At 69.7% G+C, this 22,438-nt stretch carries 24 protein-coding genes; 7 read left to right on the top strand and 17 right to left on the bottom strand.

The annotated features are described in order from the left end of the window. Positions 1 to 38: 38 nt before the first annotated feature. From BM388_RS11000 to aroE, 5 genes are read left to right on the top strand one after another with little or no spacing between them, the layout of a single operon-like run. Positions 39 to 1,142, top strand: coding sequence for a LysM peptidoglycan-binding domain-containing protein (locus BM388_RS11000; RefSeq protein ID WP_089850090.1), 1,104 nt, complete (start codon positions 39 to 41; stop codon positions 1,140 to 1,142). Between the two features lie 44 nt (positions 1,143 to 1,186). Then, positions 1,187 to 2,284: a DNA-processing protein DprA gene (gene dprA, locus BM388_RS10995; RefSeq protein ID WP_089850088.1), complete on the top strand. Its 1,098-nt coding sequence runs from the start codon at positions 1,187 to 1,189 to the stop codon at positions 2,282 to 2,284. 58 nt (positions 2,285 to 2,342) lie between these two features. After that, positions 2,343 to 2,900, top strand: coding sequence for an L-threonylcarbamoyladenylate synthase type 1 TsaC (gene tsaC / locus BM388_RS10990; RefSeq protein ID WP_089850085.1), 558 nt, complete (start codon positions 2,343 to 2,345; stop codon positions 2,898 to 2,900). Positions 2,901 to 2,929: 29 nt separating this feature from the next. Beyond that, the gene (gene hemF, locus BM388_RS10985) at positions 2,930 to 3,859 is read left to right on the top strand and encodes an oxygen-dependent coproporphyrinogen oxidase (RefSeq protein WP_089850083.1); all 930 of its coding nucleotides are present in this window, start codon (positions 2,930 to 2,932) and stop codon (positions 3,857 to 3,859) included. After that, positions 3,856 to 4,683: a shikimate dehydrogenase gene (gene aroE, locus BM388_RS10980; protein WP_089850081.1), complete on the top strand. Its 828-nt coding sequence runs from the start codon at positions 3,856 to 3,858 to the stop codon at positions 4,681 to 4,683. Before hemF ends, aroE begins: the two co-directional genes overlap by 4 nt. A gap of 16 nt (positions 4,684 to 4,699) precedes the next feature. On the opposite strand, the gene BM388_RS10975 is transcribed toward aroE, so the two are convergent. Then, positions 4,700 to 4,960, bottom strand: coding sequence for a hypothetical protein (locus BM388_RS10975; RefSeq protein WP_089850079.1), 261 nt, complete (start codon positions 4,958 to 4,960; stop codon positions 4,700 to 4,702). 17 nt (positions 4,961 to 4,977) lie between these two features. Then, positions 4,978 to 5,778, bottom strand: a complete 801-nt coding sequence (locus tag BM388_RS10970) for a M48 family metallopeptidase (RefSeq protein ID WP_089850077.1) — start codon at positions 5,776 to 5,778, stop codon at positions 4,978 to 4,980. Positions 5,779 to 5,911: 133 nt separating this feature from the next. Here BM388_RS10970 and BM388_RS10965 point away from each other — a divergent pair, with 133 nt between their 5' ends. Then, positions 5,912 to 6,796, top strand: coding sequence for an ATP-binding protein (locus BM388_RS10965; RefSeq protein ID WP_089850075.1), 885 nt, complete (start codon positions 5,912 to 5,914; stop codon positions 6,794 to 6,796). A 176-nt stretch (positions 6,797 to 6,972) separates the two neighbouring features. Here BM388_RS10965 and der read toward each other — a convergent pair whose 3' ends face one another. From der to trmJ, 14 genes are all read right to left on the bottom strand, one after another. Next, positions 6,973 to 8,376, bottom strand: a complete 1,404-nt coding sequence (der, locus tag BM388_RS10960) for a ribosome biogenesis GTPase Der (RefSeq protein WP_089850073.1) — start codon at positions 8,374 to 8,376, stop codon at positions 6,973 to 6,975. Then, the gene (bamB, locus tag BM388_RS10955) at positions 8,373 to 9,521 is read right to left on the bottom strand and encodes an outer membrane protein assembly factor BamB (RefSeq protein ID WP_089850071.1); all 1,149 of its coding nucleotides are present in this window, start codon (positions 9,519 to 9,521) and stop codon (positions 8,373 to 8,375) included. The genes der and bamB overlap by 4 nt, the downstream gene beginning before the upstream one ends. Then, on the bottom strand, positions 9,518 to 10,174 hold the full coding sequence (locus BM388_RS10950; RefSeq protein ID WP_089850069.1) for a YfgM family protein: 657 nt from the start codon (positions 10,172 to 10,174) through the stop codon (positions 9,518 to 9,520). The genes bamB and BM388_RS10950 overlap by 4 nt, the downstream gene beginning before the upstream one ends. Before the next feature lie 28 nt (positions 10,175 to 10,202). Further along, positions 10,203 to 11,468 carry a histidine--tRNA ligase gene (hisS, locus tag BM388_RS10945; protein WP_217641060.1) on the bottom strand — a complete coding sequence of 422 codons (1,266 nt, stop codon included), beginning with the start codon at positions 11,466 to 11,468 and terminating at the stop codon, positions 10,203 to 10,205. Between the two features lie 74 nt (positions 11,469 to 11,542). Continuing rightward, complete coding sequence (ispG, locus tag BM388_RS10940; RefSeq protein WP_089850065.1) at positions 11,543 to 12,658, bottom strand: flavodoxin-dependent (E)-4-hydroxy-3-methylbut-2-enyl-diphosphate synthase; 1,116 nt, start codon at positions 12,656 to 12,658, stop codon at positions 11,543 to 11,545. 10 nt (positions 12,659 to 12,668) lie between these two features. After that, positions 12,669 to 13,706, bottom strand: a complete 1,038-nt coding sequence (locus BM388_RS10935; protein ID WP_089850063.1) for a RodZ domain-containing protein — start codon at positions 13,704 to 13,706, stop codon at positions 12,669 to 12,671. Positions 13,707 to 13,736: 30 nt separating this feature from the next. Beyond that, entirely contained in the window at positions 13,737 to 14,483 is a 747-nt protein-coding gene (gene pilW / locus BM388_RS10930) for a type IV pilus biogenesis/stability protein PilW (protein WP_089850061.1), read from the bottom strand. A 122-nt stretch (positions 14,484 to 14,605) separates the two neighbouring features. Next, complete coding sequence (gene rlmN, locus BM388_RS10925) at positions 14,606 to 15,733, bottom strand: dual-specificity RNA methyltransferase RlmN (RefSeq protein WP_089850113.1); 1,128 nt, start codon at positions 15,731 to 15,733, stop codon at positions 14,606 to 14,608. 61 nt (positions 15,734 to 15,794) lie between these two features. Beyond that, positions 15,795 to 16,220: a nucleoside-diphosphate kinase gene (gene ndk, locus BM388_RS10920; protein WP_089850059.1), complete on the bottom strand. Its 426-nt coding sequence runs from the start codon at positions 16,218 to 16,220 to the stop codon at positions 15,795 to 15,797. A 328-nt stretch (positions 16,221 to 16,548) separates the two neighbouring features. Next, entirely contained in the window at positions 16,549 to 16,875 is a 327-nt protein-coding gene (locus tag BM388_RS10915) for a HesB/IscA family protein (protein ID WP_089850057.1), read from the bottom strand. Between the two features lie 25 nt (positions 16,876 to 16,900). Continuing rightward, positions 16,901 to 18,058, bottom strand: a complete 1,158-nt coding sequence (locus BM388_RS10910; protein WP_089850055.1) for an aminotransferase class V-fold PLP-dependent enzyme — start codon at positions 18,056 to 18,058, stop codon at positions 16,901 to 16,903. A 43-nt stretch (positions 18,059 to 18,101) separates the two neighbouring features. Further along, positions 18,102 to 18,584, bottom strand: coding sequence for a Fe-S cluster assembly transcriptional regulator IscR (gene iscR / locus BM388_RS10905; RefSeq protein WP_089850053.1), 483 nt, complete (start codon positions 18,582 to 18,584; stop codon positions 18,102 to 18,104). Positions 18,585 to 18,666: 82 nt separating this feature from the next. Beyond that, complete coding sequence (gene cysE, locus BM388_RS10900) at positions 18,667 to 19,551, bottom strand: serine O-acetyltransferase (protein WP_089850051.1); 885 nt, start codon at positions 19,549 to 19,551, stop codon at positions 18,667 to 18,669. A gap of 81 nt (positions 19,552 to 19,632) precedes the next feature. Continuing rightward, the gene (gene trmJ / locus BM388_RS10895) at positions 19,633 to 20,427 is read right to left on the bottom strand and encodes a tRNA (cytosine(32)/uridine(32)-2'-O)-methyltransferase TrmJ (RefSeq protein ID WP_089850049.1); all 795 of its coding nucleotides are present in this window, start codon (positions 20,425 to 20,427) and stop codon (positions 19,633 to 19,635) included. A gap of 145 nt (positions 20,428 to 20,572) precedes the next feature. Between trmJ and BM388_RS10890 the strand changes: the two genes are divergently transcribed. After that, complete coding sequence (locus BM388_RS10890; protein WP_089850047.1) at positions 20,573 to 21,367, top strand: inositol monophosphatase family protein; 795 nt, start codon at positions 20,573 to 20,575, stop codon at positions 21,365 to 21,367. Between the two features lie 144 nt (positions 21,368 to 21,511). Here BM388_RS10890 and BM388_RS10885 read toward each other — a convergent pair whose 3' ends face one another. Then, positions 21,512 to 22,399 (bottom strand): LysR family transcriptional regulator, encoded by an 888-nt coding sequence (locus BM388_RS10885; protein WP_089850045.1) that lies wholly within the window; start codon positions 22,397 to 22,399, stop codon positions 21,512 to 21,514. Positions 22,400 to 22,438: the final 39 nt, after the last annotated feature.

Here is a 22,438-nt window from a genome sequence, read left to right as displayed (position 1 = left end):
GATGACCGGCGCGGGGCAGCCACCCGGGGAGAGCAGGGATGAAACACACAGGACGTGCGAAGCGCTGGTCTCGGCGAATCAAGGTGGGGCTTGGTGCTGCCTTGATGGCCGGGATGTTCGGCCTTCCCCTGGTCCATGCCCAGGGGCTCTCCTGGGACAACGGCCTGAGGGGCGATGCTCCGGATCGCTACACCGTGGTGCAGGGCGATACCCTGTGGGACATCTCCGGTCGCTTCCTGCGCCAGCCGTGGCAGTGGCCGTCGGTCTGGCAGGTCAATCCGCAGATCGAAAATCCCCACCTGATCTACCCCGGCGATGTCGTTTACCTCTACGACTGCAATGGTCGGGCCTGTCTTGGCCTGGAGCGCGGTCAGGGCGTGGTGCGGCTGTCGCCGAAGGTGCGCACCGCGCCGCATCGTGAGGCCATCGAGCCGATTCCGCTGGACGCCGTGCGCCACTTCCTGCGCGATCATCGCGTGATCGAGGATCCCGAATCGCTGGACGAGCTGGCCTACGTGGTCGCCGGTGACGACGGCCGGCTGGTCAGCGGCCGCGGCGATCGCCTCTACGCCCGCGGGCGTGTCGAAGGTGGTGGCCTCGTCGGCCTCTATCGAGTCGGCGAGCGCTACGTCGACAGCGCTACCGGCGAGTCGCTTGGCCTCGAACTCGAGAGCGTCGGCGAGGCGCGTCGGCTGCGCCAGGAGGACGACATCGTGGTGATGGAGGTGACCGCTTCCCGCCAGGAGATCCGCGATGACGATATCGCACTGCCCCTTGAGGATCGCCGCCTGGTGACCGAGTTCCTGCCCCGGGCGCCCGACCGCGAGATTGACGGCCACCTCCTGGCGGTGCCGGGCGGCGTGCGCTTCATCGGGCCGCTGCAGGTGGTGGCGCTCGATCGCGGCCGCCGCGACGGCCTGGAAACGGGGCACGTGCTGAGGGTCGAACAGCGCGGCGAGCTGGTCGACGATCCGCGCACCGGCGAGCCGCTGCGCCTGCCCGGCGAGGAGGCCGGCCTGGTGATGGTCTTCCGACCCTATGAAAAGATGAGCTACGGCCTGGTGATGGAGGCCAGCCGCCCCCTCTCGGTGGGCGATCGCATCCACAGCCCCCAGCGCCAACCGGACACGGCGCTGCGCTAGGGGCCAACCCTAGAACAGCCTCTGACATCGTGAAGGCAGATACGATGCAGTCTCGCGAGTGGCGTGCCCTGGCCCGGTTGCCCGGCGTCGGATCTCGACGGCTCGGCGAGCTTCTGGCGGCGCGCCCCGACTGGCCGGCGGGCGTTCTCGCCGCGCTGCCCCGGGAGGCCGCCACGGCCCTGCGGCTGTGGCTCGATCATCCCGCGCGCAGCCCCCTCACCGCCGAGCTCGACGCCGAGGAGGCCTGGCTCGCCGCCGGGCCCGCCCGTCACCTGCTCCATCCGGGGCATCCCCGCTGGCCGCGACTGCTCGATCAGATCGCCGATCCGCCGCCGGTACTCTGGGCGATGGGCGATCTCGCCGCGCTCGCGCCGCCGCGGCTCGCCATGGTCGGCTCGAGGCGTTCCACCCGCGAGGGGCTCACCAACGCCGCCGGCTTCGCCAGGGAATTCGCCGGGCGCGGCTGGTGCGTGGTCAGCGGTATGGCGCTGGGCATCGATGCCGCCGCCCAAGAGGCCGCTCTGGAGGCCGGCGGCACCAGCGTCGCGGTGCTTGGCTGCGGCGTCGACGTGGTCTATCCGCCGCGTCATCACCGCCTGCATCGGCGGCTGCAGGAGACGGGCGGGCTGCTGCTCTCCGAGCATCCCCCCGGCACTCGCGCGCGGGCCGGCTTCTTCCCGCGGCGCAATCGCATCGTCACTGGCCTCTCGCTCGGGGTGCTGGTGGTCGAGGCCGCCGAGAAGAGCGGCTCGCTGGTCAGCGCCCGCCTGGCCCTCGAGCAGAACCGCGAGGTCTTCGCCCTGCCCGGTTCCATCCACAACCCCATGGCGCGCGGCTGCCTGCAGCTGATTCGCGATGGCGCCGTGCTGGTGCGACAGGTCGACGACATCCTCGCCGAGCTGAGCCAGTGGTCCGCGGCGACTGCCGTCGCACCCGCCGCGACCCCCGATCCGATCGAGGCCCGGGAAGACTCGCTGCTGCGCTGGCTGAGCGACACGCCCACCCCGGTGGATGTTCTGGTGTCGCTGACCGGCCGCGGCGTCTCCGACTGCCAGCGCGGCCTGCTGGAACTCGAGCTCGAGGGTGCCGCGACCCAGGCCGCCGGCGGCTGGGTGCGCCTGCCGACTCGCCCGGGAGCGTGATAGCATACGCCTCCCCGGATGCCGCCTCGCGGCATCGAAAGCCGAGGCGAGGAGACCCATGAACGAGGCCAGCGCGCTTGCCGATGCCGTCGCCGCCCTGCGGGCCGGCGGCGTGATCGCCTACCCCACCGAAGCCGTCTGGGGCCTCGGCTGCGACCCCGACAACGAGGCGGCGCTTTCGCGCCTGCTGCGCCTCAAGGCGCGCGACCCGGCCAAGGGCGTGATCCTGGTGGCCGCGAGCATCGCCCAGTTCGCGCCCTGGCTCGAGAGACTCACGGCGGCACAGCGCGCGCCGCTGGAAGCGAGCTGGCCGGGCCCCACGACCTGGCTGGTGCCCGACAACGGCCGCGCCCATGCCCTGGTGCGCGGCGACCACGATCGCGTGGCGCTGCGCGTCAGCGACCATCCGTGGGTCATCGCCCTGTGCGAGGCCGTCGGCGGCCCGGTGGTCTCGACCTCGGCCAACCGCGCCGGCGAGCCGCCGGCAATGAGCGCCGACGAAATCCGCCGCGTCTTCGGCGGCGAGCTCGACGCCGTCCTCGAGGGCGCACTCGGCGGGCTCGAGCGTCCCAGCACCATCCGCGACCTGGCGACCGGCCGGGTCCTGCGTTCCTGAATCACCCCGATTTTCCCCTGGAGGCACCGGTGGCCCACGCCAATCTCGATGACGTCAAGACCTACCTGCTCGACCTGCAGGACCGCCTCTGCACGGCCCTGGCCGCCGAGGACGGCGGCGACTTTCACGAGGATAGCTGGCAGCGCGAGGAGGGCGGCGGCGGTCGCTCCCGGGTGATCGAGCAGGGCCGGCTCTTCGAGAAGGGCGGCGTCAACTTTTCCCACGTGTTCGGCGCACGCCTGCCACCCTCGGCCACCGCGGCGCGTCCCGAGCTCGCCGGGCGCAGCTTCCACGCGGTGGGGGTCTCCTGGGTGCTGCACCCGGAGAACCCTCATGTGCCGACCAGCCACGGTAACGTGCGCTTCTTGATCGCCGAGAAGGAAGGCGAGGCGCCGGTGTGGTGGTTCGGCGGCGGCTACGACCTGACCCCCTACTATCCGGTGTTCGAGGACGTGGTGCACTGGCACCGGGTGGCTCGCGACGCCTGTGCGCCCTTCGGCGAGGCGGTCTATCCGCGCTACAAGGCATGGTGCGACGACTACTTCACCCTCAAGCATCGCGACGAGACGCGCGGGGTCGGCGGGCTCTTCTTCGACGACCTCAACGAGGAGGGCTTCGAGGCGAGCTTCGCCTTCCAGCGCGCGGTGGGCGACAGCTTCCTGGAGGCCTACCTGCCCATCGTGCGTCGTCGTCGCGACACGCCCTTCGGCGAGCGCGAGCGGGACTTCCAGCTCTACCGGCGGGGCCGCTACGTGGAGTTCAACCTGGTGTGGGACCGCGGCACGCTGTTCGGCCTGCAGAGCGGCGGTCGCACCGAGTCGATCCTGATGTCGATGCCGCCCCTGGCGCGCTGGATCTACGACTGGAAGCCCGAGCCGGGCAGCCCCGAGGCGGCACTCGACGATTACCTCAAGCCTCGGGATTGGCTGGGCGAGGCGGCCAGGGAGGACGAAGCATGATCGATCGCTACTGCGTGTTCGGCCACCCGATCGGCCACTCGAAGTCGCCGGCCATCCACCAGGCCTTCGCCGAGCAGACCGGCGAGCGCCTGGCGTACACCGCCATCGAGGCGCCCCTGGACGACTTCGCCGGCGCTTGGCGTGCCTTCGTGGCCGAGGGCGGGCGCGGGGCCAACGTCACCGTGCCCTTCAAGGAGGCGGCGTTCGCCCTCTGCGATACCCTGAGCGAGCGCGCCCGCCGCGCCGGCGCGGTGAATACCCTGATCCTGGGTGGCAACGGCCTGAGCGATGATTTCAAGGTCTATGGCGACACCACCGACGGCGTCGGCCTGGTGCGCGATCTCAAGCGTCACGAGGTGAGGCTTGCCGGAGCGCGGATCCTGGTGCTGGGCGCCGGCGGCGCGGTGCGCGGCGTGCTGGAGCCGCTGCTGGCGGAGGCGCCGTCGAGCGTGCGGATCGCCAACCGCACCGCGGCCAAGGCCGAGGCCCTGGCCGACGACTTCGGCGACCTGGGCACGATCGCCGGCGGCGGCTTCGAGACGGTGGGGGGGGGCTTCGATCTGGTGATCAACGGCACCAGCGCGAGCCTCGCCGGCGACCTGCCGCCGCTGCCCGACGCGCTCTTCGCCCCCGGGGCGACGGCCCACGACATGATGTACGGCGCTGCGCCCACGGTGTTCCTGCGCTGGGCCTCCGAGCGCGGCGCCCGCCCCCTCGACGGCCTGGGCATGCTGGTGGAGCAGGCCGCCGAGTCGTTCTTCCAGTGGCGCGGCAAGCGCCCCGACACCGCCCCGGTTCGCGAGGCGCTGCGCCGCGCGCTGTGAGCGCCGGGCGGCGCCCTCAGCGACGTTTCACATACAGCCCCACCATGCACATCGCCAGGCCGGCCACCGAGAGCAGCATGCCGCCGTTGACCAGCCAGGGGTGGCGGTCGACCCAGGGCACGAAGGGCTGGGCGGTCTCGCGGCAGACGCCGGCGCGATAGTCCCAGTGCCCCTCCTGGAGCAGCAGGCAGTCCCGCACGTCTCCCAATTCGACGAAGTAGACGCCCATCAGCACCAGGATGGGCAGTATCAGCAGCAGCAGTCCGATCTTCAGCATGAGTGTCGCGCGTTCCTTCAGGGGCGTGGGCAGTTAGGGGTGCGGCCGGTCCGACGGGCCTGCTCGTAGCGCGCCATGGCCTTGCCCAGCCCCGCTTCCAGGCCGGCGATTCGCTGCCCGTGGCTCGGGTGGGTGGAGAGCCAGGCCGGCGGGCTGGCACCGCCGGCCTGGCTCATGTTGTTCCACAGCGCGACGCTTTCCCGCGGGTCGAAGCCGGCCTCGGCCATCAGGGTCAGGCCCAGGGTATCGGCTTCGCTCTCGTGGCTGCGCGAGAAGGGCAGCAGGATGCCGTACTGGGCGCCCATGCCGAGAGCCGCCATCATGGTCTCGCCCCCGGCGCCCTGCATGCCGGCGGCCGATGAGATCGCCGACAGGCCGAGCTGGGTGGCGGTCTCGGTGGAGGCGCGCTCGTTGGCATGGCGGGCCAGCACGTGGGCGATCTCGTGGCCGATCACCGCGGCGAGCTGGTCTTGGTTGCGCGCCACGTCGAGCAGGCCGGTGTTGATGCCCACGTAGCCGCCGGGCAGCGCGAAGGCGTTGGCCTGCTCGGAGGCGAAGACCTTGACCTGCCAGTTCTGGTTACGCTCCCGCTCCGGCAGGGCGCGGACCACGGCCTCGGTCACGCACTGCACGTAGCGCAGCGGTGCACCGCCGACCGTCGGCAGTTCCTGCTGGTACTGGGCGAAGGCCTGGGCCCCCATCTGGTCGAGCTGCTCGTCGGACATGAGGGTCAGCTGCGAGCGTCCGGTGGGTGAGGTGGTACAGGCGGCGAGGCTGACGCTCAGGGCGCCAACGGCAAGCATATGGGTCCAGCGCATGGTGGGCTCCTGTGGTGTCCAGGTCACTATGACGCTGGACGGGGCGTCGAGGTTCGCCACAAGATACCCCGACCACCGGTCAGGTCAACCGGGAACGCTATACGCCGTGTCTTGCTTAGAGGGAGGAACCGCCATGGACGCCGAGCTCTCGCGTCGCCTGCTCACGCTGCTCGACCACCTCGAGCCCTGGCTGCCACCGCCACCGCAGGAGGTCGACTGGGCGCGGGATGTCGCCGCCCTCTGGCAGCGCCATGCCCTCGGCGGCCGGCTGCTGCCGGTGCCGCCGCGGGATGCCCTGGGGCTCGACGATCTACTCGGCATAGAGCGCCAGAAGCTCGCGCTGGTCGACAATACCCGCGCCTTCCTGCAGGGGCTGCCGGCCAACCACGCCCTGCTGTGGGGCTCGCGGGGCAGCGGCAAGTCGTCGCTGATCCGTGCCCTGCTCAACGGTCTGGCGCCCGAGGGGTTGCGCCTGGTGCAGGTCGATCGTCACGACCTCGCGGCGCTGCCGACGCTGGTGGAGCAGCTGCGCGGCGAGCCCCAGTGCTTCGTGGTCTACTGCGATGATCTGTCCTTCGAGGGCCACGACGATGCCTACAAGGCGCTCAAGAGCGTGCTCGATGGCGCCCTGACCGGGCCGCCGCCCAACGTGCTGCTCTACGCCACCTCCAACCGTCGCCACCTGCTGCCGGAGTCGATGGGTGACAACGACGCCTCGCGCCTGGTGGGCGACGAGCTGCACCACGGCGACGCCGTCGAGGAGAAGATCTCGCTCTCCGACCGCTTCGGGCTGTGGCTCGGCTTCCACCCCTTCAATCAGGACGTCTACCTGGAGGCCTGCTGTCACTGGGTCACCCAGCTGGGCAGTCGCGAGGACTGGAACGCCGAGGCCCGGGCCGAGGCGATCCGCTTCGCCACCCTGCGCGGCGGGCGCAGCGGCCGGGGCGCCTGGCAGTTCGCCACCCAGTGGGTGGGCAGGCGGCGCCTGCATGAAGGCGGTGCGCCTCGCGACGCGTGACGCCGGGCCGTACTTGCTCATGCCACCGCGACCCCATGCGACGATCACCAAAAACCGCAACCACCACAATCGCCAAGAGCCGCCATGACCTCATGCCATAACGACACCGCCCGGCCCGTCATCGATGACGGGCCGGGCGGGCAGTGGGCCGATCAGGCGGCCGGCGGGGCAAGGCCTCAGCGGCGGCTCTTGCGTGCCTCCTTGGTGCGGCCGAGCTCACGCTTCTTGGCCTTCTCCCGGTCGCTGGCCCCCGCCATGCTGTCGTAGGGGTTGTCGCCAGAGCGGAACTCGAAGCGCATCGGCGTGCCGCGCACCTTGAGCACCTTGCGGAAGGTGTTGGTCAGATAGCGCTTGTAGGCCTCGGGCAGCGAACTCGTCTGGTTGCCATGGACCACGATGATCGGCGGGTTGCTGCCGCCCTGGTGAGCCATGCGCAGCTTGATGCGCCGACCGTGAACCATGGGCGGCTGGTGCTGCTCCACCGCATCCCGAAGGATCGAGGTCAGGCGGTTGGTCGACCAGTGGCTGTTGGCCGAGTCGAAGGCGCGCTCGATGGAGGGGTAGAGATCGCCCACCCCGGTGCCGTGCAGCGCCGAGATGAAGTGCAGCTCGGCGTAGTCGGCGAAGCCCAGGCGGCGCTTGATCTCGGCGCGCATCTTGTCCCGGGCCTCGCTCTCCAGGCCGTCCCACTTGTTGACCGCGAGTACCAGGGCGCGGCCGCTGGTCAGCACGTAGTCGAGCAGGTGCAGGTCCTGCTCCACCAGCCCCGTGCGGGCATCGAGCACCATGATGGCGACATGGCACTCCTTGATCGCCTCCAGGGTCTTGATGATCGAGAACTTCTCGGCCGCCTCGCGAACGTTCTTTCGGCGTCGCACCCCAGCGGTGTCCACCAGCACGTAGGGCTTGCCGCGGCGCTCGAAGGGGATCTCGATGGCGTCGCGGGTGGTGCCGGCCTCGTCGAAGACCACTACCCGCTCCTCGCCGAGCAGGCGATTGACCAGAGTCGACTTGCCGACGTTGGGGCGGCCGATGACGCCGATGCGGATGCCCTTGGTGCCGGTGTCCGCGGGGATGCTCTCGTCGCGGGCCGGGAAGGGCGAGAGCACCTCCTCGATCAGCGTGGTGACGTTGCGCCCGTGAGCGGCGGCGATGGCGTGGGGGTCGCCGAGCCCGAGCTGCCAGAAGTCGGCCATGGCGCTGTGCTCTTCCAGGCCGTCGACCTTGTTGACCACCAGCCAGGTCTTCTTCTGGTTGACCCTCAGGTGGTTGGCGATGGCCTCGTCGGCAACGTTCAGGCCGGCGCGGGCGTCGACCAGGAACAGCACGATGTCGGCCTCGTCGATGGCGGCCAGCGACTGCTCGGCCATGGCCGCGTCGATGCCTTCCTCGTCACCGCTGATGCCGCCGGTGTCGATCACCGTGTAGGCCTTGTCGCCGAGCATGCCGTTGCCGTACTTGCGGTCGCGGGTCAGGCCCGGGAAGTCGGCCACCAGGGCATCCCGCGAGCGGGTCAGGCGGTTGAAGAGGGTCGATTTGCCGACGTTGGGTCGGCCGACCAGGGCGATCACCGGGGTCATGGGCGAAGCTCCAGGGCTTCCAGTGTGCCGTCGTCGGCCAGCGCGTAGACGCGGCGACGATCGGTGAGCGGGCGCACGCTGAGGCCCGAGCCGTCGACGCGGGTGCGGCCGACGAGCTTGCCCTCGCGTGCATCGAGCAGGTGCAGGTAGCCGTCGGCGTCGCCCACCACCAGGTGATCGGTGGCGAAGGCCGGCGCGGTGAGCGAGCGGCCCTCGAGGGCCTCATTGCGCCAGATTTCGTTGCCGGTGCCGGCATCCACGGCGATCAAGTGGCTGGCCTCGTCGACCACGAACAGGAAGTCGCCCACGAGTATCGGGGTCAGGTAGCTGGAGAGCTCCCGCGACCAGAGCACCTCGCCGGAGGGCGCCTCCAGCGCGGCCAGGCGGCCGTTGTAGCTGGTGACGAACAGGCGGCCATCCTGAGTCAGTACCGGTTGTCCGGCCAGGTCGACCAGGCGATCGATCTCGCTGCGCCCCTGGGGGACGGCGATGCGCCGATCCCACAGCGGCTGACCGCTGCGGTTATCCAGGGTCACCAGGCGACCGTTGGCGAAGCCGGCGAAGGTCACCGGGTCGATCACCGTGGGCGTGCCGGTGCCGCGCAGGCTCAGCGCGGGGCGTGGGCCGCTGTAGACCCAGCGCTCGTCGCCGCTGACGCGATCCAGCGCGGTGACGCGCCCGTCGACGGCCTGCACCACCACGAGCTGCTGGTTAGCCTGGGGCGCGGCGAGCACCTCGCTGGTGACCCGGGCGCGCCACTGGACGCGACCGTCGGCCTGGTCGAGGGAGAGCACCTCGCCGTTGCGGGTGGCCAGGAAGAGGCTGTCGGCGACGGCGGTCAGGCCGCTGGAAACCGGCGTGTCGAGCTCGACGTCCCAGCGGATCTCGCCGCTGTCGGCGTCCAGGGCCTCGATCAGTCCGCGGCCGTCGGCGGCGAACAGGGTGTCGCCGTCCTGGGCGGGCGCCACGGGGTAGCCGGCATCGCCCAGGCCCTGGCCGACGCGCTCGCTCCACAGGGGCTTGAGCTCGGTGGTGGCGTTGATATCGGTGAGCTCGCGCGGGGCGTACTGGGGCTCGGGGCCACTAGCGCAGCCGGCCAGCATGGCCAGGGCCGCGCCGGCGGCGATCAGCAGAGTCGGTCTCATAGGATGGCCTCCTTGGTGCCGAGGTCATCCAGCTTGAGCTGGACGCCGTAGAGCGGTTGATTGTGCTGTTCGGCGAGGGAGAGCGCCTCTTGCCAGGCCTGACGCGCCTGATCGACGCGTCCCAGGGCATGCTGGGCGTCGCCGACCACCTCGGCGCGCTGCGCCGCGAGGGCTTCGGACACACCCTCCAGGGTAGTCAGGGCGGTCTCGGCCTCGCCCTCGACGAGCTGCAGGCGGGCCAGGCGCAGGCGCGCCAGTCCCTCGAGGTAGCCGCGTTCGCTCTCCTCGATCACCGTTTCGAGGGCGGCGCGGGCGCGCGGCCGGTCGTCCGCCTCGACGGCCAGGCGGGCGTCGAGCAGACGGGCCAGGTCGGCATAGAGGGTCGTGCCATGCTCGTCGGTGATCTCGGTCACCAGCTCCTCGGCGCGACGGCGGGCGTCCTCGCCCAGCGCGTCGCGGCCGGTGAGATCGACCAGCTGCTGGTAGCGCAGTGAGGCGGCCTCACCCTGGCTGGCCTGGTAGTCCTGCCAGGCGTTCCAGCCGAACACGCCGGCCGCCGCGATGGCGACGCCGGCGATCAGCGAGGTGCCGTTCTCCTTCCACCAGCGCTTGATCGCCTCAAGCTGTTCTTCCTCGGTTCTCAGCTCCGCCACGGGCGGTCTCCTTTGATGCGGGTGTCTGTCAGGCGAGGGTGTCGCCGTCCAGCAGGGATGTCAGGGTGTCGGCGAGCTCGGCCCGGGGCAGGCGCTGCTGTTCGCGCTCTTCGCGCAGGAACTTTAGGGTCACGCTGCCCTCGGCCAGCTCGTCCTCGCCGAGTAGCAGGGCCAGGCGGGCGCCGCTCTTGTCGGCCTTCTTCATGCGGCTCTTGAAGCTGCCGCCGCCGCAGTGCAGCTGGGCGCGCAGCTCGGGCAGCGCCTCGCGCAGGCGCTCGCCGAGCAGCAGGGCCGGTCCGGTGGCCGCCTCATCCATGGGCAGCAGATAGACGTCCAGCGCGCCGCGGGCCTCCTCGGGCACGAGCTCCAGGGTCTCGAGCAGCAGGATCAGCCGCTCGATACCCATGGCGAAGCCCACCGCCGGGGTCGGCTTGCCGCCGAGCTGCTCGACCAGGCCGTCGTAGCGGCCGCCGGCGCAGACCGTGCCCTGGCTGCCGAGCGCGGTGGTGGTCCACTCGAAGACGGTGCGGCCGTAGTAGTCCAGGCCGCGCACCAGCCGCGGGTTGATCACGTAGTCGATGCCGGCGGCGTCGAGCATGGCGCAGAGCCGCTCGAAATGCTCCCGGGATTCGTCGTCCAGGTGATCCATCAGCTTGGGGGCGCCCTCGATGACATCAACCATCGCCGGATTCTTGGAATCGAGGATGCGCATCGGGTTGCTGGTGAGGCGGCGCCGGGAGTCCTCGTCGAGGGTCTCGGCGTGCTGTTCGAAGTAGGCCACCAGCAGGTCGCGATAGGCGGCGCGGGCCTCGGATGAGCCCAGCGAGTTGAGCTCCAGGGTCACGTGCCTGTCGAGGCCGAGCTGCTGCCACAGCCGCGCCGAGAGCAGGATGACCTCGGCGTCGATGTCCGGGCCCTCGAGGCCGAAGGTCTCCACGCCGATCTGATGGAACTGGCGATAGCGGCCCTTCTGGGGGCGCTCGTGGCGGAACATCGGCCCCTGGTACCACAGCCGCTGGGTCTGGTTGTGCAGCAGGCCGTGCTCCATGGCGGCGCGCACGCAGCTCGCCGTGCCCTCGGGACGCAGCGTCAGGCTGTCACCGTTGCGGTCGTCGAAGGTGTACATCTCCTTCTCGACGATGTCGGTGACCTCGCCGATGGAGCGCTTGAACAGCGCGGTCTGCTCGACGACCGGGGTGCGGATCTCGTCGTAGCCGTAGCGGCCCATCAGCGCGCGCACCTGGCCCTCGAAGTACTGCCAGAGCGGGGACTGCTCGGGCAGCAGGTCGTTCATGCCACGAATGGCCTGAATCTTCTTCTGATTCGTGTCGGACTTGCTCACTGCTTGCTCCTTGTGGGGGCGCCGGCTCAGGCGTCCCGGGCGATCACATCCTGCTCGGCCTGCTGCTTCTCGCGGACCTTGTCGCGTATCAGCCGCTCCAGGTCGTCGACCAGGTGGTCGTTGCGCAGCTTGCTGGCCGGCTTGCCGTCGAGGTAGACGAGGTTGGCCGGGGAGCCGCCGGTCAGGCCGACGTCGGTCTCCTTGGCTTCCCCGGGGCCGTTGACCACGCAGCCGATCACCGAAACATCCAGCGGCGTCATGACGTCCTCGAGGCGCTCCTCGAGGGCGTTCATGGTGCCGATGACGTCGAAGTTCTGGCGCGAGCAGCTGGGGCAGGCGATGAAGTTGATGCCTTTGGCCCGCAGCTTGAGGCTCTTGAGCATGTCGAAGCCGACCTTGATCTCCTCGACCGGATCGGCGGCCAGCGACACGCGGATGGTGTCGCCGATGCCGTCCATCAGCAGCATGCCCAGGCCAATGGAGGACTTGACGGTGCCCGAGCGCAGCCCGCCGGCCTCGGTGATGCCCAGGTGCAGCGGCTGCTCGATGCGCGTGGCGAGCTCGCGGTAGGCGGCCACGGCCATGAAGACATCGGAGGCCTTGACGCTGACCTTGAAGTCCGGGAAATCCAGGCGATCGAGGTGGTCGATGTGGCGCATCGCCGATTCGACCAGCGCCGCGGGGGTCGGCTCGCCGTACTTCTTCTGCAGGTCCTTCTCCAGCGAGCCGGCGTTGACGCCGATGCGGATCGGAATGCCGTTGTCCCGGGCGGCGTTGACCACGGCGCGCACCCGCTCCTCGCGGCCGATGTTGCCGGGGTTGATGCGCAGGCAGTCGACGCCGAGCTCGGCCACGCGCAGGGCGATCTTGTAGTCGAAGTGGATGTCGGCGACCAGCGGCACCTCGACCTCGCGCTTGATGCGCCCGAAGGCCTCGGCGGCGTCCATGTCGGGCACGCTGACGCGGACGATGTCGGCGCCGGCGGCCTCTAGCTGGCGGATCTGGGCCACGGTGGCGGCCACGTCCAGGGTATCGGTATTGGTCATGCTCTGGACGGAGATGGGAGCGTCGCCCCCGACCGGCACCTTGCCGACGTGGATCTGGCGCGACTTGCGACGAACGATGGGGGATTGTGCGTGCATGATGACGGAATCATTCTCCCAGTGTGAAGCGGGCGACGTTGTTGGCACCGGCGCGGGCCGTGAGGTCGACGGGCTCGCCGCCCCAGCTCAGCTCGACGCCGGTGGCGTTGCCCACGGTCAGGCGAAACGGCGGCGTGCCCTCGACCCGGGCCGATGTGCCGGGCTGCTGGAGGCCGACGAAGATGCGCTGGTTGTCGGCATCGAAGATCTCGGTCCAGGACTGCTCGTTGAAGGTCAGCTCCAGCACGCCGGCATCGACGGTCTCGGTCGCCTCGTCGGCATCGCTGGTGGCGACGTCGGCGCTCTCGGCCGCCGGGGCATCGCCCTCGCCGGTGGTCTCGGCGCTCTCGGCGGCGGTCGCCACGCTATCCTGCGCGGAAGGCGTCTCGCCGCCAGCGACGGCCGATGCGTCGCTCTCCGCGGCGGTCGTCTGAGCCTCGTCGTCGGCCGCGGCGGACGAGGGTGCCTCGGAGGCGCTCTCGTCGGTCAGGCCGAGGTCGCTCCCCTCGTCGGGCAGCGGCGGCAGCTCATCGGCGTCGGCGCCCGGATCTTCGGTGATGGTGGTGCTGCCGTCGAGGCTGTCGACTGCCACCGGCCCGCTGTCGCCGGGGGTAGGCGGCTGGCTGCCGCCGCGGCTCTGCCACCACATCAGCGTCAGGCCGATCATGCCGGCGATCACCAGCAGGGTGACCAGGCGAAACAGCCAGGCGCCGAGCCGCGAGGGCGGCCGGTTGAGTTGCACGGGCGTGACCCGCTGCTCGGCGTCGTTGCCGCCGAAGTGAGTCTTGTAGGCCTCGAGGACCTCACGGTCGTCGATACCCAGCAGCTGGGCGTAGCTGCGCAGGTAGCCGCGGCGATAGGCCGGAACGGGCACTTCCTCGTAGCTGTCGCTCTCCAGCCCCTGAATCACCGCCGGGCGCAGGTTGAGGGCGTCGGCCACCTCGTCGCGAGCGAGCCCCTGGGACTCGCGCTCGCGACGCAGCAGTTCACCGGGCGAGGCCAGGCGGGGCGGGGTCTCGGCGGCATCGTCGTTATGAGTGTCGCTCATGTCTGAGCATCCTTCGTCAGAAAACGGTGGTCAGGGCCCGGCACGGGTGCCCTCCAGCTGATCGGCATAGAAGTCGGCGGTCGCCGCGTCCCCGCGGCGGCGGGCCACATCGCGGGCCAGGCGCAGGGCCTCGACCCGGGGGCCGGCCAGGCGCATGTAGCGCTCAAGCTGTCGTTCGGCGCGCTCGAGGTTACCCGCGTCGGCCTCGAGTTCGGCCAGCAGCAGATAGCTGCGCGCGCCGCGCGGATCGATGGCCTGGGCGCGGGCGAGGCTCCGGCGAGCGGCGGTGACGTCGCCCATCTCGAGGTGGCACTGGCCGAGGTTGGCGAACAGCTGGCCGCGATTCGCATACTGGGTGTCCTCGGAGGCGCGCTCGAGCTGCTCGCAGGCCTTTGCAACATGGCCCCGATCATACAGGAAGGCGGCGTAGTTGTTACGCGTGCGGGTCAACGTCGGGTCGGCCTCGAGGGCGCGACGGAACGTCTCGTCGGCCAGCGCGTCCTCGCCCTGGCGCTGGTGGACCATGGCCATGGCCTGCAGCGCCTCGGCGTCGTCGGGATCGTTCTGCAGGGCGCGGTCCAGGGCGTTCATGGCGCGGGGCAGGTTGTCGCGCTCCAGGTAGGCTACACCGAGGCGGGTATAGGCCTCGGCAGCGTCGCCGCCATCGTCAGCGGACAGGTTGGTCTGGGTGGCGCAGCCGGACAGCCATAGCGTGCCGAGCAGCATGAGGGCGGCGGGACACTGCCGAAGGCCGGTCATGCTCGGGCAAGGGGTCATGGCATCCTCTCCAGATGGGCGCGCAACCGAGGGCCGCGGGAGGCGTTCGACACGCGGCCGACGGTGAAAAAAAGCCCGTCCATCAAAGCGCCGAGACCGATTGAAGTCAAGGCGCCCTCCGCTCAGTCGGCGTCGATCTGGATCGACTGGATATAGCGCGCATGGCGCTTGGTGCGATCCTTGACGCGGCCCACCAGCTGGCCGCAGGCGGCATCGATGTCGTCGCCCCGGGTGGAGCGGATCATCGCCGTGTAGCCCAGATCATAGAGCCACTGCTGGAAGCGCATCACCTGGTTGCGCGACGGCGTCTCGTAGCCCGAATGCGGGAAGGGATTGAACGGGATCAGGTTGATCTTGCACGGCAGCTCTTCGAGCACGGCGGCGAGCTGCTCGGCGTGCACCTGCTGGTCGTTGACGTCCTTGATCACCGTGTATTCGATGGTCACCTGGCGCGTGTCGTGGCACTTGGCCAGGTAGCGGTGGCAGGCGTCGATCAGGGTGCGGATGTTGTACTTGCGGTTGAGCGGCACCAGCTCGTTGCGCAGCTCATCGTTGGCGGCGTGCAGCGAGACGGCCAGGCTCACGTCGAGCTCGTCGCCGAGCTTGTCGAGCATCGGCACCACCCCGGAGGTGGAGAGCGTGACGCGGCGCTTGGAGAGGCCGTAACCGTCGTCGTCGAGCATCAGCTTCATGGCCGGCACGACGTTGTCGTAATTCATCAGCGGCTCGCCCATGCCCATCATCACCACGTTAGTGACCGGGCGGTTGGCGGTGTCGCGGCGCGGCCCCACGCTGCGCTGAGCCACCCACACCTGGCCGATGATCTCGGCGGCGGTGAGATTGCGCTGGAAGCCCTGCTTGCCGGTGGAGCAGAAACTGCAGTCCAGCGAGCAGCCGACCTGGGAAGAGACGCACAGGGTGCGGCGCTTGCCGTTGTCGGCGGGGATCAGCACCGTCTCCACGTAGCTGCCGTCTTCCACTTCGAGCACCCACTTGCGGGTGCCGTCGCTCGACGAGCCTTCGTAGACCACGCTCGGGCCGCGAATCTCGGCGACCTCGGTCAGGCGGGTGCGCAGCGCCTTGGAGAGGTTGGTCATGGCCGCGAAGTCATCGCAGCCCTCGATGTGGATCCACTTCAACATCTGGGCGGCACGAAACTTCTTCTCGCCGATGGAGAGGAAGAAGGCTTCCATCTCCTCGCGCGTCATGCCGAGCAGATTGGTGAGTCGGGGAGCAGTGGTGGCGGTCATGATGGTCAGCGCTTCGGTGGGGCAGGGCGGGGGTGTGAGCACCCCCGCGGGAGAGGCGGGATCAGCGTGCGCAGATCTCGTCGGCCTCGAAGAAGTAGGCGATCTCGCGCTCGGCGGATTCCGGGGAATCGGAGCCGTGCACGGCGTTGGCGTCGATGGTCTCGGCGAAGTCGGCGCGGATGGTGCCGGCGGCCGCTTCCTTCGGGTTGGTAGCACCCATCAGGTCACGGTTCTTGGCGACGGCGTCTTCGCCCTCGAGCACCTGCACGATCACCGGGCCGGAGGTCATGAAGCCGACCAGGTCGCCGAAGAAGGGACGCTCCTTGTGCTCGGCGTAGAAACCGCCGGCCTTCTCTTCGGAGAGCTGCATCATCTTGGCGGCCACGATCTTCAGGCCGGCCTTCTCGAAACGGCTCTCGATCTCGCCGATCACGTTCTTGGCAACGGCGTCGGGCTTGATGATGGACAGGGTGCGCTGGTTAGCCATGGGGCATGTCTCCGGTTGGACTCGGGCTAGCCGCGGATGGGGCTAGCGTAGGATTGGCATTGTCGTCGTCTTGTGACGATGACGTCTTGCAAATATGGATAGCGCCGCGCCGTCCGCGGCTCCGCTGTCGGGAGCATGGGACGGCGCGGCGAATCGGATAGAGCGGCCGGCGATCCGGCGGTTCGGCGCGGTTCGCCGACGGGTCGAGGATTATAACGCTCCGAGCCGACGTTGAACAATCGTTCAGGCGCCGGCGCCGTTCCGGTGCCGAAGTTGCTCAGGCGATGACACTGTTCGTACGCTGAAGTTGTTCAGGCGCCGAAGTTGTTCAGACGCTAAAGCTCTCGCCGCAGCCGCACTCGTCCTTGACGTTGGGGTTGTTGAAGCGGAAGAAGCGGTTGAGCCCCTCGGTGACGTAGTCGACCTCGCTGCCGTCGAGCATCTCCAGCGCCTCGGGGGCGACGAACACGGTCACGCCGTGCTCCTCGAAGGTCACGTCATCGTTGGCGGCCTCGTCGGCGAAGTCGAGTACGTAGCTGTAACCGGAACAGCCGCTGGGCTTGACCGAGACCCGCAGGCCCAGGCCGTGGCCGCGTTCGTCGAGCACCCGGTGGATCTGCTCGGCGGCGGACGTGGTGATCGAAAGATGCGCCATGGTCTCTCTCCTGGTCGGGATAGGGTCAGATCGCCCGGCGACGCAGCCCCGTGAGGGCGTGTCGCAGGGCGTCCAGAGTGCGGTCGATGTCGGCTTCGGTGGTGAAACGGCCGAAGCTGAAGCGCAGCGAGGCCAGCGCCAGCGGGCGCGGCACGCCGATGCCCTTCAGTACGTAGGATGGCTCGACGCTGGCCGAGTTGCAGGCCGAGCCCGTCGAGAGCGCGATATCGCGCAGCGTCATCAGCAGCGATTCGCCGTCGACGCCTTCGAAGGCCAGGTTGAGAATGTTGGGCACCGAGGCCTCGACCGCGGTGTTGCGGTGGATGCCGTCGAGGTCGCCGAGGCCGTCCAGCAGGCGATCGCGCAGCGCGGTGATGCGGGCCTGGTCGGCTTCGCCCTCGGCGGCGGCGAGGGCGAAGGCCTCGCCCATGCCGGCGATCTGGTGAGTCGGCAGGGTGCCCGAGCGCATGCCGCGCTCGTGGCCGCCGCCGTGGATCAGCGCCTCGAGGCGCAGATCGGGGCTGCGCCGCACGAAAAGCGCGCCGATGCCCTTGGGGCCGTAGGCCTTGTGGCCGGAGAGCGACATCAGGTCGATGCCCTGACGCGCCACGTCCAGCGGGATGCGCCCCACCGCCTGGGCGGCATCGACGTGGAATATCGCGCCGCCGGCGTGGGCCACCTCAGAGAGCGTCGCCAGGTCGTGGATGACGCCGAGTTCGTTGTTCACCGCCATCAGCGAGACCAGCACGGTGTCCTCGCGCATGGCCTCGCCGAGCTGCGCCGGCGTGATGCGACCGTCGCAGCCGGGGGCGAGCCAGGTCACCTCGAAGCCCTCGTCCTCCAGCGCCTTGGCGGTGTCGATCACCGCCTTGTGCTCGATGGTCGAGGTGATCAGGTGGCGTCCACGGGCGCGGTTGGCGCGCATGAAGCCGGTCAGCGCCAGGTTGTCGGCCTCGGTAGCGCCGCTGGTCCAGACGATCTCGCGAGGATCGGCGCCGATCAGGTCGGCGACCTGGCGACGCGCGCTCTCCACCGTCTGCTCCGCCTGCCAGCCCAGCATGTGGCTGCGCGAGGCGGGGTTGGCGAAGATGCCGTCCAGGGTAAGGTAGCGGCTCATGACCTCCGCGACCCGCGGGTCGACCGGGGTGGTGGCGGCATAATCGAGGTAGACGTGTGCGCTCATGGGCTCGCAGTCGATTCCGGGGTTGGGTGGCAGGGGCGGCGGCTCAGAGGGTCGAGGCCAGGATGCCGTCGTTGCGGCGGCCGTCGTCACGGCGGCCTAGCTGGCGGCTGGCGATCTCGAGGATCTCCTCGCGCCCGGCCAGCTGTCCCAGAGTGACCTTTTCGAGAAAGTCGTGGATATGCTCGGACAGCTCGCACCACAGATGGTGGGTCAGGCAGGTGTCGCCCTGCTGGCAGTCCGAGAGGCCACCGCAGCGGGTGGAGTCCACCGACTCGTTGACGGCCTGGATGACGCGGGCCACGGTGATTTCGTCCGGCGCCATGGCCAGCAGGTAGCCGCCGCCCGGCCCGCGCACGCTGCCGACCAGCCCGGCGCGACGCAGCCGCGCGAACAGCTGCTCCAGATAGGAGAGCGAGATCTCCTGGCGCTTGGAGATGTCGGCGAGGCTGATGGGGCCGGACTCGGCGTTCATGGCCAGGTCGAGCATGGCGGTGACGGCGTAGCGTCCCTTGGTGGTCAGGCGCATGAGGAACTCACCTCGGCACCGACGCGCGGGTCGGCAGTCAATGTACGTGATCGGCCATTATGATAAAGGCCGAGTATCATGGTCAACCATTGCGCCGGCGAGGGGGCGTCTGTCGTTCCTGCTGCGGGCTTGTCGAGGTGTCGGCGGGGGCGTCGTCCGGCCCCTGAACCGGCGGGCAGCCGCCGTCGACGTCGTCGAGGATGTCGGCGAAGTCCTCGTCGCGAAGCTCCGGCAGGCGACCGTCACGGTAGCTGGCATCGACCTTGCGCAGGGTGGTGCACATGCGCTCGATGCGCTCGTCCACGGCGTGCATGTGATCGAGCATCGCCTGGATCGAGCGGGCCACCGGGTCGGGCATGTCCTGGCTGACTCCGTAGGCGTCGAAGCCGAACTTGCGCCGCATCGCCTCGCGGCGCTCGGGATCCACTTCGACTGCCTCGGGGTCGTCGGGTTCGCTGCGCTGGACCACCTTGCCCGGGATGCCGACCACGGTGGCGCCGGCCGGCACCTCCTTGGTGACCACTGCGTTGGAGCCGATCTTGGCCCCCGTGCCCACGGTGAAGGGGCCGAGGATCTTGGCCCCGGCGCCGACGATCACGCCGTCGCCCAGGGTGGGGTGGCGCTTGCCCTTGTTCCAGCTGGTGCCGCCCAGGGTCACGCCCTGGTAGAGGGTGACATCGTCGCCGACCTCGGCGGTCTCGCCGATCACCACGCCCATGCCGTGGTCGATGAAGAAACGCCGGCCGATCGTCGCCCCGGGGTGAATCTCGATGCCGGTCAGCATTCGAAACAGCTGAGACAGGGTGCGCGCCAGCCACTTGAGGTTCTTCCGCCACAGCCAGTGACTCAGCCGGTGTGCCAGCAAGGCATGCAATCCCGGGTAGTTGGTCAGCACTTCCAGGAAGTTACGGGCCGCCGGGTCGCGGGCGAATACGCTGTTGATGTCCTCGCGCAGACGTTGAAGCATGCGGCGGTCCTTGGGTGGCGTGGCGAACGAAGATTGGCCTTCATAGTGGGGGCGCGCCGCGCCGGCTTCAAGGCGCGCAGGTCACTGCCCCGGTGAAACGTCGCCCGAGGCGTCATCGCCCGTTGAAGCGTCGCTCGGGGAGTGTTCGGCCTGCTGTTCGGTGGCGGTGAGGATGCCGCGCAGGATGTTGAGCTCCATGCGCTCGGGGCGGGCCCGCAGGGTGAAGCGGCGCAGCCGGGCCATCAGCTGGCGCGGCATGGCCGGGTCGTGGAAGCCGATGCCGATCAGGGTGCGCTCGAGGTGCGCAAAGTAGCGCTCGAGCTCCTCGTGGCTGGCCAGCGGCGCAGTCACCGCTTCGGCCGGCTCGCTCGCCTCCTGCTGGCCGAGCCAGGCCTGGCGGCACTCGTAGGCCAGTACCTGCACCGCGGCGGCCAGGTTCAGCGAGCTGAAGTCGGGGTTGGTGGGGATATGCACATGGGCATGGCAGCGCTGCAGCTCGGCGTTGGTCAGGCCGCTGTCCTCGCGGCCGAAGACCAGCGCCACGCGGGCCGCCGGGTCGGCGAGCTCCGCGGGCAGCCGCTCGCCCAGGGCCCGGGGCGTGGTCATCGGCCAGGGCAGGGTGCGCGAGCGGGCACTGGCGCCGACCACCAGGGTGCAATCGGAGACCGCCTGCTCGAGGCTCTCGACCGTGCGCGCCGCGTGGACGATATGGTCGGCGCCCGAGGCGCGCGAGACGGTGTCGGCGGTGAGCGGCTCGCAGCGCGGCGCCACCAGGGCCAGGTCGCCAAGCCCCATGTTGTGCATGGCGCGGGCGGTGCCGCCGATGTTGCCGGGGTGGCTGGTGCCGATCAGGACGATGCGGATGCGCTCGAGCATGGTGGGGGCCTGTGGATCCTGGGAAAAACGGGGAACGGCGATTCTAGCATGGCGGCCGGTCGCCACGAATGGCGCATCCGATGCGCTTCTGCTAGGATTCGCGCCGTTCCGTTCTTTAACACCACCGACTCCCCAAGGCCCGATCATGCATCCGATGGTCCAATTCGCCCTGCGTGCCGCACGCAGTGCCGGCGAACAATTCCTGCGCATCCGCGAGCGAATCGAGAACTCCCACCAAGAGCCCAGCCTCGACCGCCTGCTCGAGGACGCCGCCCGCAATGCCGAGACGCTGATCGTTCGTCAGCTCGCCCGCGGCTATCCGCAACACGGCGTCCAGGGGCGCTTCACTCCCCATCGCGCCGGCGAGGGCGAAGGCGCCGACACCCTCTGGAAGATCGAACCCTTCCACGGCTACTCCGATCTCAGCGTTGCCGCTCCCGGCTTCGCCATGTCGGTGGTGTGTCTCGTCAAGGGCCGCCCGGAGCACGCGGTGGTGATCTGTCCCTTCAGCGACGACGAGTACCTGGCCAGCCGCGGTCGCGGTGCCCAGCTCAACGGCAAGCGCCTGCGCGTGACCAAGCCCACCGCCGTGACCGGCACTCGCGTCGCCATGAGCCTGCCCGAGACCTGGCTGCGTCCGCGCTATCTGCCCTCCTACCTGACCCTGGTCCAGCAGCTCGGCCCGCAGGTCGAGCAGCAGCGCGCCTCTGGCAGCGGCCTGCTCGACATGGCCGACCTGGCCGCCGGTCGGGCGGATTCCGCCTTCGTGCTGGGCCTCGAGGAGCAGGACCTGCACGTCGGCTCGCTGCTGCTCAAGGAGAGTGGCGCGCTGATGGGTACGCCCGACGGCCAGCCCAGCGTCGAGGTCGAGGGGCGCCTGATGGCCGCCGGCCCGCGCCTCTACAAGGCCCTGGTGCAGCAGCTCAAGCCGCACTTCTGAGCGACGACCTTGGCGAATGACGAGACGCCCCCACGGCCCTGCCGTGGGGGCGTCTTGCGTTGTGAGAAGGGCCGCCATCGTGAGAAGGGCCGCCATCGTGACAAGAGCAACCGTCCCCGTTGCTGGCGACTCGCTGTCGGCGCGTCAGGCGCAGGAGCGGTCCAGTTCCTGTGTCAGCCACCCGGTGAGCCTCTCGATGTCCCTCCGTGGCGGGCCCGGCGGCAGCCACAGGCCGAGCCGGGCCGGCGTCTCGATGAAGCCCCAGGGCGCGATCAGCCGCCCGGTGCGCAGGTCCTCCTCCACCAGGTAGGATGGCGCGATGGCCACACCCAGGCCCACCAGGGCCGCCTCGAGCATGTAGTGAAGGTGCTCGAACGACTGGTCATGGCGCATCGTGGCGGGATCCAGACCCTTGGCCGCAAACCACTGCGACCAGGCCTGGGGGCGCGACTGGGTATGCAGCATCGGCAGCGTCGTCAGCTCACAGGCCGCGGGATCGGGCAGGTCTAGACGTTGCGGCGCCAGCACCGGCCCCATGCGCTCCGGCGCCAGCTCGACCACTTGCACGTCGTCGGGCCAGGGCGGCTCGGCGAAGCGCAGCACGGCGTCCACGTCGGTGCCGAGCCGGCCGGCCACCTCCTCGTCGGCGGTGAGGTGCAGGTTCAGTTCCGGGCACTGCGCCTTCAGGCGGTCCAGCCGGGGGATGAACCAGCGGGCGAGGAAGCTGCCGGGGCAGCCGAGCACCAGCGGCGCCTGTGAGGCGCGCCGGCGCAGCTGGCTGCAGGCCTGGCCGAGCCGCTCGAAGGCCTGTGAGGTCGAGGCACGCAGCAGCTCGCCCTCCTGGGTCAGCGCTAGCCCGCGGCCCTGGCGCCGGAACAGCGTCACCCCGAGCTGCGCCTCGAGCTGCTTGAGCTGGCGGCTGACTGCGCCGTGGGTCACATGGAGGGCCTCGGCAGCGCGGGTGACGCTCAGCGTGCGGGCCGTCTCGTCGAAGGCGCGCAGGGCGTTCAGCGAGGGCAGTCGATCACTCAAGGCGGGCTCCTGACATGTCAGCTTTTCTCACAGATTAGC

The sequence above is a fragment of the Halomonas saccharevitans genome (assembly GCF_900116405.1).
Lineage (GTDB): Bacteria > Pseudomonadota > Gammaproteobacteria > Pseudomonadales > Halomonadaceae > Halomonas > Halomonas saccharevitans.
This window is presented reverse-complemented; position numbering and strand designations above follow the sequence as displayed.